The 14,256-nt window shown below is 70.7% G+C and carries 13 protein-coding genes; 6 read left to right on the plus strand and 7 right to left on the minus strand.

Annotated elements, in window-relative coordinates:
• Positions 1 to 10: 10 nt before the first annotated feature.
• Together ACY34J_RS18055 and ACY34J_RS18060 are read right to left on the minus strand one after the other, a co-directional pair.
• Entirely contained in the window at positions 11 to 976 is a 966-nt protein-coding gene (locus ACY34J_RS18055) for an ACP S-malonyltransferase (RefSeq protein WP_462727519.1), read from the minus strand.
• An 89-nt stretch (positions 977 to 1,065) separates the two neighbouring features.
• Positions 1,066 to 2,268, minus strand: a complete 1,203-nt coding sequence (locus ACY34J_RS18060) for a PucR family transcriptional regulator (RefSeq protein WP_462727518.1) — start codon at positions 2,266 to 2,268, stop codon at positions 1,066 to 1,068.
• Between the two features lie 225 nt (positions 2,269 to 2,493).
• On the opposite strand from ACY34J_RS18060, the gene ACY34J_RS18065 reads away from it, so the two are divergent.
• Positions 2,494 to 3,150 (plus strand): pirin family protein, encoded by a 657-nt coding sequence (locus ACY34J_RS18065; RefSeq protein ID WP_462727517.1) that lies wholly within the window; start codon positions 2,494 to 2,496, stop codon positions 3,148 to 3,150.
• 351 nt (positions 3,151 to 3,501) lie between these two features.
• Here the strand turns inward: ACY34J_RS18065 and ACY34J_RS18070 are convergent, their stop codons facing one another.
• Entirely contained in the window at positions 3,502 to 4,320 is an 819-nt protein-coding gene (locus tag ACY34J_RS18070) for a serine hydrolase domain-containing protein (protein WP_462727516.1), read from the minus strand.
• Between the two features lie 129 nt (positions 4,321 to 4,449).
• Here ACY34J_RS18070 and ACY34J_RS18075 point away from each other — a divergent pair, with 129 nt between their 5' ends.
• A complete protein-coding gene (locus tag ACY34J_RS18075) occupies positions 4,450 to 4,905 on the plus strand; it encodes a MerR family transcriptional regulator (RefSeq protein ID WP_462727515.1) in 456 nt (151 codons plus the stop codon).
• A 6-nt stretch (positions 4,906 to 4,911) separates the two neighbouring features.
• Positions 4,912 to 5,928, plus strand: a complete 1,017-nt coding sequence (locus ACY34J_RS18080; protein ID WP_462727514.1) for an aldo/keto reductase — start codon at positions 4,912 to 4,914, stop codon at positions 5,926 to 5,928.
• A gap of 223 nt (positions 5,929 to 6,151) precedes the next feature.
• Here ACY34J_RS18080 and ACY34J_RS18085 read toward each other — a convergent pair whose 3' ends face one another.
• The 3 genes from ACY34J_RS18085 to ACY34J_RS18095 all read right to left on the minus strand — a co-directional run bounded on the left by ACY34J_RS18085 (position 6,152) and on the right by ACY34J_RS18095 (position 9,096).
• A complete protein-coding gene (locus tag ACY34J_RS18085) occupies positions 6,152 to 7,045 on the minus strand; it encodes a DUF4429 domain-containing protein (protein ID WP_462727513.1) in 894 nt (297 codons plus the stop codon).
• A gap of 54 nt (positions 7,046 to 7,099) precedes the next feature.
• The gene (locus ACY34J_RS18090) at positions 7,100 to 8,344 is read right to left on the minus strand and encodes an alpha/beta hydrolase (RefSeq protein ID WP_462727512.1); all 1,245 of its coding nucleotides are present in this window, start codon (positions 8,342 to 8,344) and stop codon (positions 7,100 to 7,102) included.
• 80 nt (positions 8,345 to 8,424) lie between these two features.
• Positions 8,425 to 9,096: a TetR family transcriptional regulator gene (locus ACY34J_RS18095; protein WP_462727511.1), complete on the minus strand. Its 672-nt coding sequence runs from the start codon at positions 9,094 to 9,096 to the stop codon at positions 8,425 to 8,427.
• Positions 9,097 to 9,406: 310 nt separating this feature from the next.
• Here ACY34J_RS18095 and ACY34J_RS18100 point away from each other — a divergent pair, with 310 nt between their 5' ends.
• Positions 9,407 to 9,790, plus strand: coding sequence for a peptidase inhibitor family I36 protein (locus ACY34J_RS18100; RefSeq protein ID WP_462727567.1), 384 nt, complete (start codon positions 9,407 to 9,409; stop codon positions 9,788 to 9,790).
• Between the two features lie 74 nt (positions 9,791 to 9,864).
• Here ACY34J_RS18100 and aceE read toward each other — a convergent pair whose 3' ends face one another.
• A complete protein-coding gene (gene aceE / locus ACY34J_RS18105; protein ID WP_462727510.1) occupies positions 9,865 to 12,597 on the minus strand; it encodes a pyruvate dehydrogenase (acetyl-transferring), homodimeric type in 2,733 nt (910 codons plus the stop codon).
• Positions 12,598 to 13,068: 471 nt separating this feature from the next.
• On the opposite strand from aceE, the gene ACY34J_RS18110 reads away from it, so the two are divergent.
• Together ACY34J_RS18110 and ACY34J_RS18115 are read left to right on the plus strand one after the other, a co-directional pair.
• Positions 13,069 to 13,509 carry a DUF3052 domain-containing protein gene (locus ACY34J_RS18110; RefSeq protein WP_462727509.1) on the plus strand — a complete coding sequence of 147 codons (441 nt, stop codon included), beginning with the start codon at positions 13,069 to 13,071 and terminating at the stop codon, positions 13,507 to 13,509.
• Positions 13,510 to 13,789: 280 nt separating this feature from the next.
• Entirely contained in the window at positions 13,790 to 14,248 is a 459-nt protein-coding gene (locus ACY34J_RS18115) for a peroxiredoxin (RefSeq protein ID WP_462727508.1), read from the plus strand.
• Positions 14,249 to 14,256: the final 8 nt, after the last annotated feature.

A 14,256-nucleotide genomic window follows, 5' to 3' on the forward strand; every position in this document is an offset into this window, starting at 1 on the left:
CTCGGGGCTCCTATTCGGCCGTGGCTGCTGCGTCCGCCGCACCGGCGGCTGACGTCACTTCGGCGATCAGCGTGCGGGCCGCGTCGAGGTCGTCCGGGGTCTTCAGGGCCAGGGTCCGCACACCGGGCAGGGCGCGCTTGGCCAGGCCCACCAGGGTGCCAGCCGGAGACACCTCGATCAGTGCGGTGACACCCAGCTCCTGGAAAGTCTCCATGCACAGGTCCCAGCGGACCGGGTTGGACACCTGGGCCACCAGCCGCTGTACGACCTCCTGGCCGGTCGCGACCACCTGGCCGTCCCGGTTGGAGACATAACGGGTCGTCGGATCGTCGACCGGCAGCTCGGGGGCCAGGGCCTCCAGCGTCGCGACCGCCGGCGCCATGTGGTGCGTGTGGAACGCGCCGGCCACCTTCAGCGGGATGACACGGGCCTTCTCCGGCTTGTCCGCCATGAGGGCCGCCAACTGCTCGGCGGTACCCGCGGCGACGATCTGCCCGGCGCCGTTCATGTTCGCCGGGGTCAGACCAAGGTCCTTCAGGTGCGTGACCACGGCCTCCGGGTCGCCGCCGAGGACCGCCGACATCCCGGTCTCGGTGACGGCCGCGGCCTCGGCCATCGCCAGGCCGCGCCGGCGCACCAGGGACATCGCGGACTCGGGGCTCAGGACGCCGGTGATACCTGCCGCCGTGATCTCACCGACGCTGTGACCCGAGGCCGCGCCGACGAGGCGGGCGACGTCACTCGGGGTCTGGAAGAGCTGCTGCGCCGAGACCAGGCCGGCGGCCACCAGCAGCGGCTGGGCCACAGCGGTGTCGCGGATCTCCTCCGCGTCGGCCTTGGTGCCGTAGTGCACCAGGTCGAGGTCGATGACGGCGGACCACTCCGTCAGGCGTTCGGTGACGCCGGGGAGTTCAAGCCACGGAGCCAGGAAGCCGGGCGTCTGGGCGCCCTGGCCGGGAGCGACGAGTACGAGCACTCTCACACTCTCTCTTGTGGACGGCCGGACCCGCCGGTGGGGACAGGGACCAAGAACCGTCAGGCGAATTGTGGGTGTCCGACAAAAGCTTAGAGTTGTGATTCCGCGTCTGCGAGACGCCCCAGAATGAGGGCGATACGCAGTGTGAACGCTGACCGTACATCGGAGGGCGACCATCCGGTGACATCTGTCACACGTCGGAGCCGGTAGCGCACGGTGTTGGGGTGAACGAACAACATCCGGGCCGCTCCCTCGAGGCTGCTCGCCTGTTCCAGGTAGACGCTCAGCGTCTCCAGCAGCGCCGAGCCCGCCTCCTCCAGTGGTCTGTAGATCTCCTCCACCAGTTGCTCCCGGGCGGAGGCGTCGCCCGCCATGGCTCGCTCGGGCAGCAGATCCTCCGCCAGCACGGGCCGCGGGGCGTCCGGCCAGGCGGTGCAGGCGCGCAGCCCAGCGGCGGCGGCGTGCGCGGAGCGGGTCGCCGAGAGCAGATCGCCGACGACCGGACCGGCGACCACCGGGCCCGGGGCGAACGGGCCGATGAGGGCCTTGGCCGTACGGATCGGGTCGTTGCTGCCGCCCGCGATCACCACCAGCCGGTCCCCGAGGACACCGGTGAGCACCTGGAGCTTGGCGTGCCGGGCCGCACGCCGGATCGCCTCGACCGTCAGCTCGCTGTCGCCGTCCGGGGCGGTGCCGAGGACGACCATGACGTGCTCGGGCGAGTTCCAGCCCAGCGCGGCGGCGCGCGAGAGCGCGCCCTCGTCCGCCTCGCCCGACAGCACGGCGTTGACCACCAGGGACTCCAGCCGGGCGTCCCAGGCGCCGCGGGCTTCGGCGGCCTGCGCGTACACCTGGGCGGTGGCGAAGGCGATCTCGCGCGCGTAGACCAGCAGCGCTTCGCGCAGCGCCGACTCGTCCCCGGGAGCGGCCACCTCGTCGATGGCCGACTCCATGACCTCGATGGTCGTCCGCACCATCTCCACGGTCTGGCGAAGGGTGATCGCGCGGGTCAGTTCGCGGGGTGCGGTGCCGAAGACGTCGGTGCTGATCGCCTGCGGGGTCTCCGGGTGCCGGAACCACTCGGTGAAGGCCGCGATACCGGCCTGGGCGACGAGGCCGATCCAGGACCGGTTCTCGGGGGGCATGGCGCGGTACCACGGCAGCGTCTCGTCCATGCGGGCGATCGCGTTCGCGGCGAGGCGGCCGGAGGACTTCTCCAGCCGCCGTAGCGTGGCGGCGTGGGGGTGAGTGTCGGCGGATCCGGAATCTGGCACGGGACAAGCCTGCCTCATTGGGACGGGTGCGCGGGCCAGCGGGGGCTGCCGGGAGGGGGTAAAGGGGGTGTTGGGGCTGAAATCGCCCCAGGCTTCTTCGCCGGCTGACGGCGGGGACGCGGCTGGGGCTCTGCTGCGGTCGCGGTGAGCGACGTCCTCCTCCGTCTGGCCCATGGCGGTGGGGGCGGCTCCGGCCAGTGGCAGGGAGCCCGGACGCGTGGAAGCGGAAGCTACCGTGGAGCGATGGCAGAGGTGTGGCGGGCGGATGCACGGTATCGGGGCGGTGAACCTGAGCGCGGGATCGAGACGCTCCACGCGTTCTCCTTCGGGTCCCACTACGACCCGGACAACGTGCGGTTCGGCGCCCTGATCGCATGCAATGAGGAGCGGCTGGCGCCGGGCGCGGGATTCGAGCTGCATCCGCACCGCGATGTGGAGATCGTGACGTGGGTGGTGACGGGGGAGCTGACGCACCGGGACTCCGAGGGCAATGCCTCGCTGGTACGCGCCGGTGATGTGCAGCGGCTGAGCGCGGGCGACGGCGTACGGCATGTCGAGCGCAATGACGGCGACGAGCCGCTGGTCTTCGTCCAGATGTGGCTGGTGCCCGAGCGGCCGGGCGGCAGGCCCGAGTACGAGGTGGTGCGCGGCATCGCCGACGGGACACCGTATGCGCTGGAGCGCGCGGGCGCGGTGCTACACGTACGGCGGCTGGCGCCGGGGGAGCGGAGCGGGCTGCCGGCGGCGCCGTGGGTGTATGCGCATGTGGTGCGGGGTGAACTGCGGCTCGGCGATGAGGTGTTGGCACCCGGGGACGCGGCCCGGCTCGCCGCGTGCCGCGATCGCGAGGTGACCGCGGGTCCCGGCGGAACCGAGCTGCTGGTCTGGGAGATGCCGTAGCCCGCGCCTCCGGTGCGGATTTTCCCGTTGGGCGGGCAGCGCTCGGGCGCCGTTCGTGCCATGGCTGGGCGTGCATGCCCGCCGAGGGGGGCGAACGCGAGGTTCGTGTGCGATGTCGGGCCCCAGAGCCCGGAGCACCCCCGGCCCGCGCCTCCGGCGCGGTTGTTTTCCGCCTACCTGCCCGAAGATTGGGGCGGGTAGGCGGGAAAGTACCGGCGCGGAGCGCTGGATGGGGCCGCGTCCCGGACGCGGGGAGCTTGGCGCGCCAGGCGTGGCGTGGAGAAGGGCCCGGCGCGGAGCGCCGCATGAGGTGGCCCCCGGCCCCGCAGGGAAAGCGGTGGCGGCCGTTTCCTAGGACGAGCGGAGCTCGGCCAGAACCGCATCGGTGAAGGGCGGCCACGCCTCAATCGCCCATGGCCCGAACGCCCGGTCCGTAAGCGCGACACACGCCGCCCCTGCGTCTGGGTCCACCCACAAGAACGTCCCGGATTGCCCGAAGTGCCCAAACGTACGCGGCGACGACGCACCCCCCGTCCAGTGCGGGGACTTCCCGTCGCGGATCTCGAATCCGAGCCCCCAGTCGTTCGGCTTCTGGTGGCCGTAGCCCGGCAGCACCCCCGACAGCCCGGGGAAGGCGACCTCGGTGGCCTCGGCGACCGTCTGCGGATGCAGCAGCCGCGGCGCCTGCACCTCCGCCGCGAACCGGACCAGGTCGTCGACCGTCGACACGCCGTCCTTGGCCGGGGAGCCCTGCAGATCCGTGGCCGTCATGCCCAGCGGCTCCAGGACCGCCTGCCGGAGGTAGTCGGCGAACGGGATGTCGGTCGCCTTGGCTATGTGGTCGCCGAGCACTTCGAAGCCCGCGTTCGAGTAGAGCCGCCGCGTCCCCGGCGCAGCCATCGTGCGGTGCTCGTCGAAGGCCAGCCCGGAGGTGTGCGCGAGGAGGTGGCGTACGGTCGACCCCTCCGGTCCCGCGGGCTCGTCCAGTTCCACGGCGCCCTCCTCGTACGCGACGAGCACCGCGTACGCCGCGAGCGGCTTGGTGACCGAGGCGAGCGCGAAGCGGTGTCCGGTGGGCCCGTATGATCCGGCGACCGTGCCGTCGGCGCGGACGACGGCGGCCGCCGCGGTCGGGACCGGCCAGTTCTCGATCATGCGCAGGCTCTCCATGGGAACGAGCCTAACCTGGCTGAATTTCCGCCAAGTCCCGGCTTGCTTCGAGTGCGCTCCAACTCTCTAGCGTTGTGATCGTTCGGGAGCACGGACGGAATACGCGGAAAAGCGAAGGACGGTGACGGCATGACCGTGGTGGAGAGCGCGCCCACGCGGCCCCACCTGTGCAAGGCAGCGCCCCCTGCGCACCCGCGACCGGCCGGTGAGGACCGGTACACGATCAGCGAGGTCGTGGCCTGGACCGGTCTCAGCGCGCACACCCTGCGCTGGTACGAGCGGATCGGTCTGATGCCGCACGTCGACCGGTCGCACACAGGGCAGCGCCGGTACAGCAACAAGGACCTGGACTGGCTGAACCTCGTCGGCAAGCTGCGGCTGACGGGCATGCCGGTCGCGGACATGGTCCGCTACGCCCAGCTGGTGCGCGAGGGCGAGCACACCTTCGCGGAGCGGCAGGCGCTGCTGCAGGCCCATCGCGAGGACGTACGGCGCAGGATCGACGAGCTGCGGGACACCCTCGCGGTCCTCGATTTCAAGATCGACTTCTATGCGAACGCCGGACGGGCGTCGGAGGGGGACTGAGAACCGATGAGCGACGAGAAGATGCGTACGGTGGCGCTGGGCACGGGCGGGCCCGAGGTCGGTGTGCAGGGGCTCGGCTGTATGGGCATGAGCTTCGCGTACGGGCCGACGGACGAGACCGAGGCGCGGGCCACGCTGGAGCGGGCCCTGGAGCTGGGCGTCACGCTGTACGACACCGCCGATATGTACGGCATGGGGGAGAACGAGCGGTTCATCGCGCCGTTCGTGCGGGCGCACCGCGAAGAGGTCGTGGTGGCCACGAAGTTCGCCGTCGTGATGGACCCCGACGACCCGACCAAGCGCGGCATCCGCAACGACCGCCCGTACATCCGCGCGGCCGTGGAGGGCAGCCTCCGGCGGCTCGGCATCGACGAGATCGACCTGTACTACATGCACCGGCGCGATGTGAACGTGCCGATCGAGGAGACCGTCGGCGCGATGGCCGAGCTGGTCCAGGAGGGCAAGGTCAAGCACCTCGGCCTGAGCGAGGTCACGGGCGATGAGCTGCGCGCCGCGCACGCCGTGCACCCGATCGCGGCGCTCCAGTCGGAGTGGTCGATCTTCAGCCGTGACGTGGAGCGCACGGCGGTGCCGGCGGCGGCGGAGCTGGGCGTCACGTTCGTGCCGTACTCGCCGCTGGGCCGCGGCTTTCTGACGGGGGCGTTCGTGCACGCCGACACCGAGCTGTCGGCGGACGACTGGCGGAGGACGCAGCCGCGCTTCACCGGCGCCAACGCGGCGGCGAACGCGGCGCTGCTGGAGCCGGTGCGCAGCGTGGCGGAGGCCCGCCGCACCTCGCTGGGGCAGATCGCCTTGGCCTGGGTGCACCGGCAGGCGCAGGTGCACGGGCTGTCGGTGGTGCCGATTCCGGGGACGCGCAAGCGCAGCCGGGTGGAGGAGAACGTGGTGGCGACCCGTATTCAGCTCGCGGAGGAGGAGCTGGCGCTGCTGGAGCCGATAGCCGGGAAGGTCGCGGGCGGTCGCTACCCGGACATGTCCCACACCTCGGCGGGCCGGGAGTAGCGCGGACGCCCGGCGGCGATGCCGTCGACGGGGGCGCATCGCCGCGGGGCAAGCGCCGGTCCTGCGGGGCATGCGCCCGCGGCGCGTGTCGTTCTCCCGCCCACCCGCCCCTGAAGACGCGCGCCGGGCTCGCGGCCGCGGGAGCTCAAGGCCCAGCCACGTTGCGTCGGGCGCCCCAGGCGCGTGGTGGCTGGGGTCGCCTGAAACGGCCCGACCGGCGAGGTCACAGCTCGGCGAGCAGCTCTGCCTTCTTGGCCGTGAACTCATGGTCCGTCAGCAGCCCTGCCTCATGCAGCGCCCCCAGGTGACGAATGCGGTCCGCGATGTCCGCCGGTGCCGGGCGAGCCGTCTCGGCCACCGCCGCCGCCCGGTGGTGTACGCGTACCGACGACCGGTCCTCATCGGGAGCGGCAGCCCGTACGGCCTCCAGCACGGCCGCCGCGAACGGCAGCGACTCGTGCACCGGCCCGTAGCCGAGCCCGAAGACGACGGCCGCGGGATCCTGATCCGCCTCGCCCGCCTGCGTCTCGCTCCCCGCCCCCCGCGGTACGAGCCGCAGATGCCCGTTGAAGACCTCCGGCGAGCGCCATTCGACGTCGGCCAGTTCGGTCACGGGGAACGTCTGGTCCCCGGCCTTCCACTTCGCCGAGGAGGCCCCCGTCCAGAACCAGCGGAAGGCGACGGCCTGCCCGTCGAAGGACGCCTTCCCGTCGTACGCCTTGAAGGCGCGCGGCGGCCGGGGCGCGGAGACCAGATGGCGGTGCGCGGGCTCGCTCGCGGCGTCGCTCAGCGCGGCCCGCATCTCGTCGGCGTAGTACTCGGCAAGCGTCTCGCGCTCGGCGGGCAGCACCAGCCGGTACGGGTCGTTGCCCTCTCTGAGCTGCCCGCCCGCCGCTTCCATCAGCGGATCGGCCCCGAGGCGGGGAACGGCGCGCAGCACCACGGTCCCCCGTTTGCCGGGAGTGAGCTCCACGGCTGCCACCGCCTCGTAGGGAATGCGTCGCTCACCCAGCGCGTGGAAGAGCTTCGGCGTGCGGATCCCCCGTTCGAAGCGGATGAGCACGGAGTCCGTGTCGAACTCCCAGACGGTGTGAAAACCGGCCAGCACATCACCCATGCGGCTCATCGTATGCGGGAGTGGCCCGATCGTCCCCTTTCCGACAGGCTCGCGTCATGCCGCTGTCTGCAGGGTCCCGCGGTCACCGCTCGTACAGTCGGGGTCGGTGCTGGCGCAGTTCACCAAGGTCAGCTCGCCCACCCCGATCCTGGCGAAGTTCTCCAGGCTCACCGTGCCGGGTGTGAAGTAGCCCGCGTGACCGACGGCGCCGTCGGCGGACAGCACGCGCGCCCCGAAGCCGGCCGAGACCGGGTCCGCACCGTGTCCCAGCTCCCCGATCTCCATGTTGGGGACGTCCTGGATCCAGTCGTCGGCGTCCCGCGTGGCCCAGACACGGGCCCGGGTGCCGAGCCCGGAGGCGCTCTGGGCCCGCATGCCGGGGCTGCCCGACACGGCGATGTCGGTGACCTTGGGGGGCAGCAGGCGCGCCGCGACACCACACACCACGGAGCCGTAGCTGTGGCAGAACAGCGAGATGCGCTCGGCGCCGGGCAGCTGCTCGGTCAGGGAGCGCAGCCCTATGGCGCCCTGCTCGGCGAGCCGGCCCGTGGCGGCGTCCATGCCCAGGCCGACCGGGGCGGTGTAGTCGGCCCAGGCGATCACAGCGGTACGGGCGTTCGGCTGTGTCCCGACCTCGGCGTCGTACAGGGCGCGCGCCATGCCGACGGGCGCGCTGTACGGGCGCTCGGTGCGCTCGAAGGTCGCCAGGCTGGTGTCCACCCCGGGCACCACGACCGACACCTGCCGGGCGTGGGCGAGATCGCCGAAGACCTCGGCGGCGCGGCCGGAGCCCGTGGGGTCGAAGGCGAGGATCTGCCGTCCACTGCTGAGCATCGACTCGAAGCGGTGCATCAGGCGCCCGGCCTGCTGCCGGCCCCGCGGGGTGAGCCGGGGGTCGTTCATGCGCTGCTGCTCGTCGTTGCGCGCCTGGGCGAGGGCGATCCGGTTCGCCTGGTAGCGCAGCTCCAGCGGTGCACCGCCGAGATTGCCGACGACCAGCGGGTACTCCTCGGCCAGCCGGGAACGCTGGGCGGGCGTCAGCGAGCTGAAGAAGCGCGCGACGGTGGTGGGGTCGGCCTCCGGGTCGGGGAGGTCGCGGCCGTCGATGGAGCCGTGGCGCCAGGCCTCGAGCGCTGTGGCGCGCGGGCCGCGGTCGGGGCTGTGGTTGCGGATGGCGGTCCAGCCGGTCGTGGCCAGCAGGACGAACACCACGGCCAGCGCCAGCATGGCCCGCCAGACCGCGGAGTTGCCGGACAAGGTTGTGTGGGGGGAGGAGCCGAGCTCAGCGAAGGAAGACACTGCGGGACACCCTAGGAGACGCATGGGGGTGCATGCGTAAGGCCGTGAGGCATCTCACGTTTTGGCGGGGGTAATTGCCGTCACATCGGGCATTCGGGCCGTGTTGCGTGTGACGCCCCGTGAGCGCTCCATTCACCGGCCAGAGCGGGGGCGAGGTGATCGAGATAGCTCTCGGTGATCTCTCGGAGCGCTTCCACGCTGACATCTCCTCCGGCACCCCAGACCCGTCCGGTGACCCGCATCACACCGCTGAACGCGGCGACCAGTACGCGCGGCCGCGGGTCGGCGTCCACGTCCAGGCCCTCGCGGCGGGCGATCTCCCGGACGAGTCGCTCCTCCAGCTCGGCCCACCGGCGCAGATGGACGGCGACCAGGGCCGGGGTCGACTCGATGACCTGGTACATGCGCATGTACAGCTCGGGCGGGACGAAGTCCCCGATGGCGTCGGTGATGGTGTCCCAGGCGGTACCGACGGCGCGGCGCAGCGCCGTGATCGGACCCTCGTCGGCGGGGCGGGCGCAGAGGGCGGAGAAGAAGTGAGACTCCGCCACATCCTGTACGGCGAAGGCGACTTGCTCCTTGCTGGCGAAGTAGCGGAAGAAGGTGCGCTGGGAGACCTCGACGGCGTCCGTGATCTCGTCGACGGTCGTGTGCTCGTAACCGTTCTGTGTGAAGAGCTCGAGCGCTGCCCGCACCAGGGCGTTACGAGTGCGCTGCTTCTTGCGTTCGCGGAGCCCGATCGGCGCCGTCACCTGCTGAGTCTGCACCCGGCAGCCCCTCTCCTGACCGCGTTTTTGCTGCTCACCATACCTGTGGGCCACCTGGCGGCCGCTGACTCGTCGAGCTGAGTTGTGTCAACTGTCGGCGGCTGACATATACCCCGGAGATCCAGGGCGTGGCGCTGTGCCGGACGGGGCGGGTGCAGCCGTCACCTATCCGGGTGATCCGGGACGGCGGCCCTTGGCAGCGGCCCCGTACGGCAGCGAGGCTCCTTCACGAGCCCGCCGCGGGTCCTGACTCCCCGGCGGGCCGTCGTTGTCGTATCCACGGGGAGTGATCTACATGCGCCGCATGCTGTCCATGAGCGTTCTGGCCGCGACGGCGGCCGCCGCCGCGCTGGCCGCCGGCCCCATCCCGTCGGCGGCCGCGGCCACCGCGAGTCCACGGCTGGGCGACTGCGCGGCGGGAGAGCTGTGTCTGTGGGAGAAGGAGAACTTCCGCGGCGGCCGGGAGACCCATGAGCTGTCCCAGACCGACATGGAGAGCTGCGTCCGGCTGCCCGAGGGCACCACGGCGCAGTCGCTCGCCAACCGCACGGGGCGGCCCGTCACCACGTACCAGGACGCCGAGTGCGGCGAGACGGGCGAGTTCGACACCCACCCGTCGGGCTCCTGGATGCCGGAGTCGGCGTACCAGATCCGCGCCTTCAAGATCTGGGAGCGCTGAGTTCTCAGCACCGACCGTCGGGGCCCCGACCGGCACTGCCGGCCGGGGCCCCGACGGTCGGTGGTGTCAAAGGATCATGCGTCGCCGCCCGCAGGGCCCGGGTCGGCCGCTGCCGCGTCGAGCAGCTGGTAGCGGTCGATCGCCTGCTTCAGCGCCGAGCGGTCGATCTTGCCCTCCTTGGCCAGCTCCGTGAGCACCCCCAGCACGATCGACTGCGCGTCGATGTGGAAGTACCGGCGCGCCGCGCCCCGCGTGTCCGCGAAGCCGAAGCCGTCGGCGCCCAGCGACTGGTACGTGCCCGGCACCCAGCGCGCGATCTGGTCCGGGACGGCCCGCATCCAGTCGGACACGGCCACCTTCGGACCCTCCGCCCCGGCGAGCTTCCGCGTCACGTACGGGACGCGCTGCTCCTCCTCCGGGTGCAGCAGGTTGTGCTCCTCGGCCGCGACCGCCTCGCGCCGCAGCTCGTTCCAGGAGGTCGCCGACCAGACGTCGGCGCGTACGTTCCACTCCTCGGCCAGGATCCGCTGCGCCTCCACGGCCCACGGCACCGCCACGCCCGAGGCCAGGATCTGCGCCGGGATCTCGCCCTTCTCGCCCGGAGCGAACCGGTAGAGGCCCTTGAGGATGCCCTCGACGTCCACATTCTCCGGCTCGGCCGGGTGCGTGATCGGCTCGTTGTAGACGGTGAGGTAGTAGAAGACGTCCTCGCTGTTCTCGCCGTACATCCGGCGCAGACCGTCCTTGACGATGTGGGCGATCTCGTAGCCGAACGCGGGGTCGTACGCGACGACCGCCGGGTTGGTCGAGGCGAGCAGCTGCGAGTGGCCGTCCGCGTGCTGCAGGCCCTCACCGGTCAGGGTCGTACGGCCGGCGGTCGCACCCAGCACGAAGCCGCGCGCGAGCTGGTCGGCCATCTGCCAGAACTGGTCACCGGTGCGCTGGAACCCGAACATCGAGTAGAAGACGTACACCGGGATCAGCGGCTCGCCGTGCGTGGCGTACGCGGAGCCCGCCGCGATCAGCGAGGCCGTGCAGCCCGCCTCGGAGATGCCGTCGTGCAGCATCTGGCCGGTCGGCGACTCCTTGTACGCCAGCAGCAGCTCGCGGTCCACGGACTCGTACTGCTGGCCCAGCGGGTTGTAGATCTTCGCCGACGGGAAGAGCGAGTCCATACCGAAGGTGCGGTACTCGTCCGGCGCGATCGGCACGAACCGGTGGCCGATCTCCTTGTCCCGCATGAGGTCCTTCAGCAGCCGGACGAACGCCATCGTGGTGGCGATCTTCTGGCTGCCGGACCCCTTCCTGATCGGCGCGTAGGTCTTGTCGCCCGGGAGGTTCAGCGGCTTGGACCGCACGACGCGGGTGGGCACATAGCCGCCCAGCGCCTTGCGGCGGTCGTGCATGTACTGGATCTCCTCGGAGTCCCGGCCCGGGTGGTAGTACGGCGGCAGGCCGGACTCGAGCTCCTTGTCGGAGATCGGCAGGTGCAGCCGGTCGCGGAAGCGCTTGAGGTCGTCGACCGTCAGCTTCTTCATCTGGTGGGTCGCGTTGCGGCCCTCGAAGTTCGGGCCGAGCGTCCAGCCCTTGACGGTCTGCGCGAGGATCACGGTCGGCTGGCCCTTGTGCGCCTTGGCCGCCGCGTACGCCGCGTAGATCTTCTTGTGGTCGTGACCGCCGCGGCCCAGGTGCAGGATCTGGTCATCGGTCATGTTCTCGACCATTTTGCGCAGCCGCAGATCGTCGCCGAAGAAGTGCTCGCGGATGTACGCGCCGGACTCGGTGGCGTACGTCTGGAACTGGCCGTCCGGGGTGGTGTTCAGCTTGTTGACCAGCACACCGTCGCGGTCCTGGGCGAGCAGCGGGTCCCAGGAGCGGTCCCAGATGAGCTTGATGACGTTCCAGCCCGCACCGCGGAAGACCGACTCCAGCTCCTGGATGATCTTGCCGTTGCCGCGCACCGGGCCGTCGAGGCGCTGCAGGTTGCAGTTGACGACGAAGGTCAGGTTGTCCAGGCCCTCGCGCGCGGCCAGGGTCAGCTGGCCCAGCGACTCGGGCTCGTCCATCTCGCCGTCGCCGAGGAAGGCCCACACGTGCGAGTTGGAGGTGTCGGCGATGCCGCGCGCGTGCATGTAGCGGTTCATCCGCGCCTGGTAGATCGCGCCGATCGGGCCGAGGCCCATGGAGACCGTCGGGAACTCCCAGAAGTCCGGCATCAGCCGCGGGTGCGGGTAGCTGGACAGACCGTTGGGGAACTTCGACTTCTCCTGGCGGAAGGCGTCGAGCTGCTTCTCGCTCAGGCGGTCCAGCAGGTAGGCGCGGGCGTAGATGCCAGGTGAGGCGTGGCCCTGGAAGAAGATCTGGTCGCCGCCGTCGCCCGCGTCCTTGCCGCGGAAGAAGTGGTTGAAGCCCACGTCGTAGAGCGAGGCCGAAGAGGCGAAGGTGGCGATGTGGCCGCCGACCCCGATCCCCGGGCGCTGGGCGCGGGAGACCATCACGGCAGCGTTCCAACGGGTCGCGTTGAGGATCTTGCGCTCGATCTCCTCGTTGCCCGGGAAGAACGGCTCGTCCTTGGTGGCGATCGTGTTCACGTAGTCCGTGCTGCGCATCTCGGGCACGGCCACACGCCGCTCGCGCGCACGCTCGATCAGGCGGAGCATGAGGTAGCGGGCACGCTCACGGCCTCGCTCGTCGATGGCAGCATCGAGCGAGTCGAGCCATTCCCGGGTCTCTTCGGGATCAAAATCCGGGACCTGACTGGGAAGGCCGCCAATGATGATCGGGTTGCGATCGGATCCGGAAGCCACGCTGTTCCTTCGTTTGTTCGAATATTGCTCTGCTGTGTCGCGCCGCCTCCATCGTGTACCGGGAGGCCGGACAACGTCATCTCTACCGGGTGGTAACTGCCACTCCGTGAGACTGGCGGGGTGGGCACGCCGCAGGCAGTCGTCCAAATCGCAACCATACGCCCATGTCGGCGGTGATCTGCGCCCCGGAAAGCCGTCGCCCGCCCCGAACGGCGCAGCGCGCACCCAGGACCTCGCAAACCGGGCATATCGCAGTGGCGCGCCTCACTCCGGGGCGCGAACCTTGAGGCGAGACTCCCCCATAACTCCGTATGCTCCGCATAACTCCGTATAGGAGCTGCCCCCATACGTTTGGGCGGGATCCGTGGCTGGGTACTTGCGCGATCCGCCCGGCCCGTGTGGACTACGGCCAATACCTCGCGCACGTGCGAGGAGCACACCTAACGTCTCGAAACTGACAGGAGGCAATCCGTGAGCGCGACCGCGGACCACGCGGAGGAGCGGACCAACCCTGCCGCAAGGCTGGGTTTCCAGCCCGGGCAGGTGGTCCAGGAGATCGGCTACGACGACGATGTCGAGCAGGAGCTCCGCGAGGGTATCGAGGCCTTGATCGGCCAGGAGCTCGTCGACGAGGACTACGACGACGTTGCCGACGCCGTTGTGCTGTGGTTCCGCGACGAAGACGGCGATCTGACGGACGCGCTGGTGGACGCCACCGCCATGATCGACCCCGGATCCCCGGTCTGGCTGCTGACGCCGAAGACGGGCCGTGACGGATACGTCGAGCCGAGCGACATCGGCGAAGCCGCGAAGACGGCCGGGCTGGCCCAGACCAGCAGCGTCAACGCCGGCAAGGACTGGACCGGCAGCCGTCTCGTCACCCCCAAGGCCGCGCGCTCCGGCAAGCGCTAGGCCCTCCCGGGCGGGCCGGTCCGCGGGCAGGCGGACGTTTCGAAACGTCCCAGCTCCTGATCCGGCCTGCCCGACGCCATGCCTACCCCCGGCACGCCCCCGGCCCATGCGGCCGGGGGCGCTGTTGTGCCGCGCGGCGCTGTTGTGCCGCGCGGCGCTGTTGTGCCGCGCGGCGCTGTTGTGCCGCGCGGCGCAAGGGCCGGGGACTGCTGCGGGCCCCGGCCCGGCAGGGGCCTAGTGTGGGGTCCACCAGCTGAGCCCAACGAAGGGATTTACGCTCATGGCGATCGCGGTCGGTGCCAAGGCTCCGGACTTCGAGCTGAGGAACCAGCACGGGCAGACTGTGCGGCTGTCGGACTTCCGGGGCGAGAAGAACGTCGTCCTGCTCTTCTACCCGTTCGCTTTCACCGGGGTCTGCACCGGCGAGCTGTGCGCCCTGCGCGACGAGCTGCCCAAGTTCGTCAACGACGATGTGCAGCTGCTGGCCGTCTCCAACGACGCCCCGTTCTCCCTGCGCGTCTTCGCCGAGCAGGAGGGCCTGGACTACCCGCTGCTGTCGGACTTCTGGCCGCACGGCGAGGTCTCCCGCGCCTACGAGGTCTTCGACGAGGACAAGGGCTGCGCCGTGCGCGGCACCTTCATCATCGACAAGGAGGGCGTGGTGCGCTGGACCGTCGTCAACGGTCTGCCCGACGCCCGTGACCTGAACGAGTACGCCCAGGCCCTGGAAAGCCTGTAGTCCCGGTT

It is taken from the genome of Streptomyces sp. HSS9-12 (assembly GCF_054963655.1).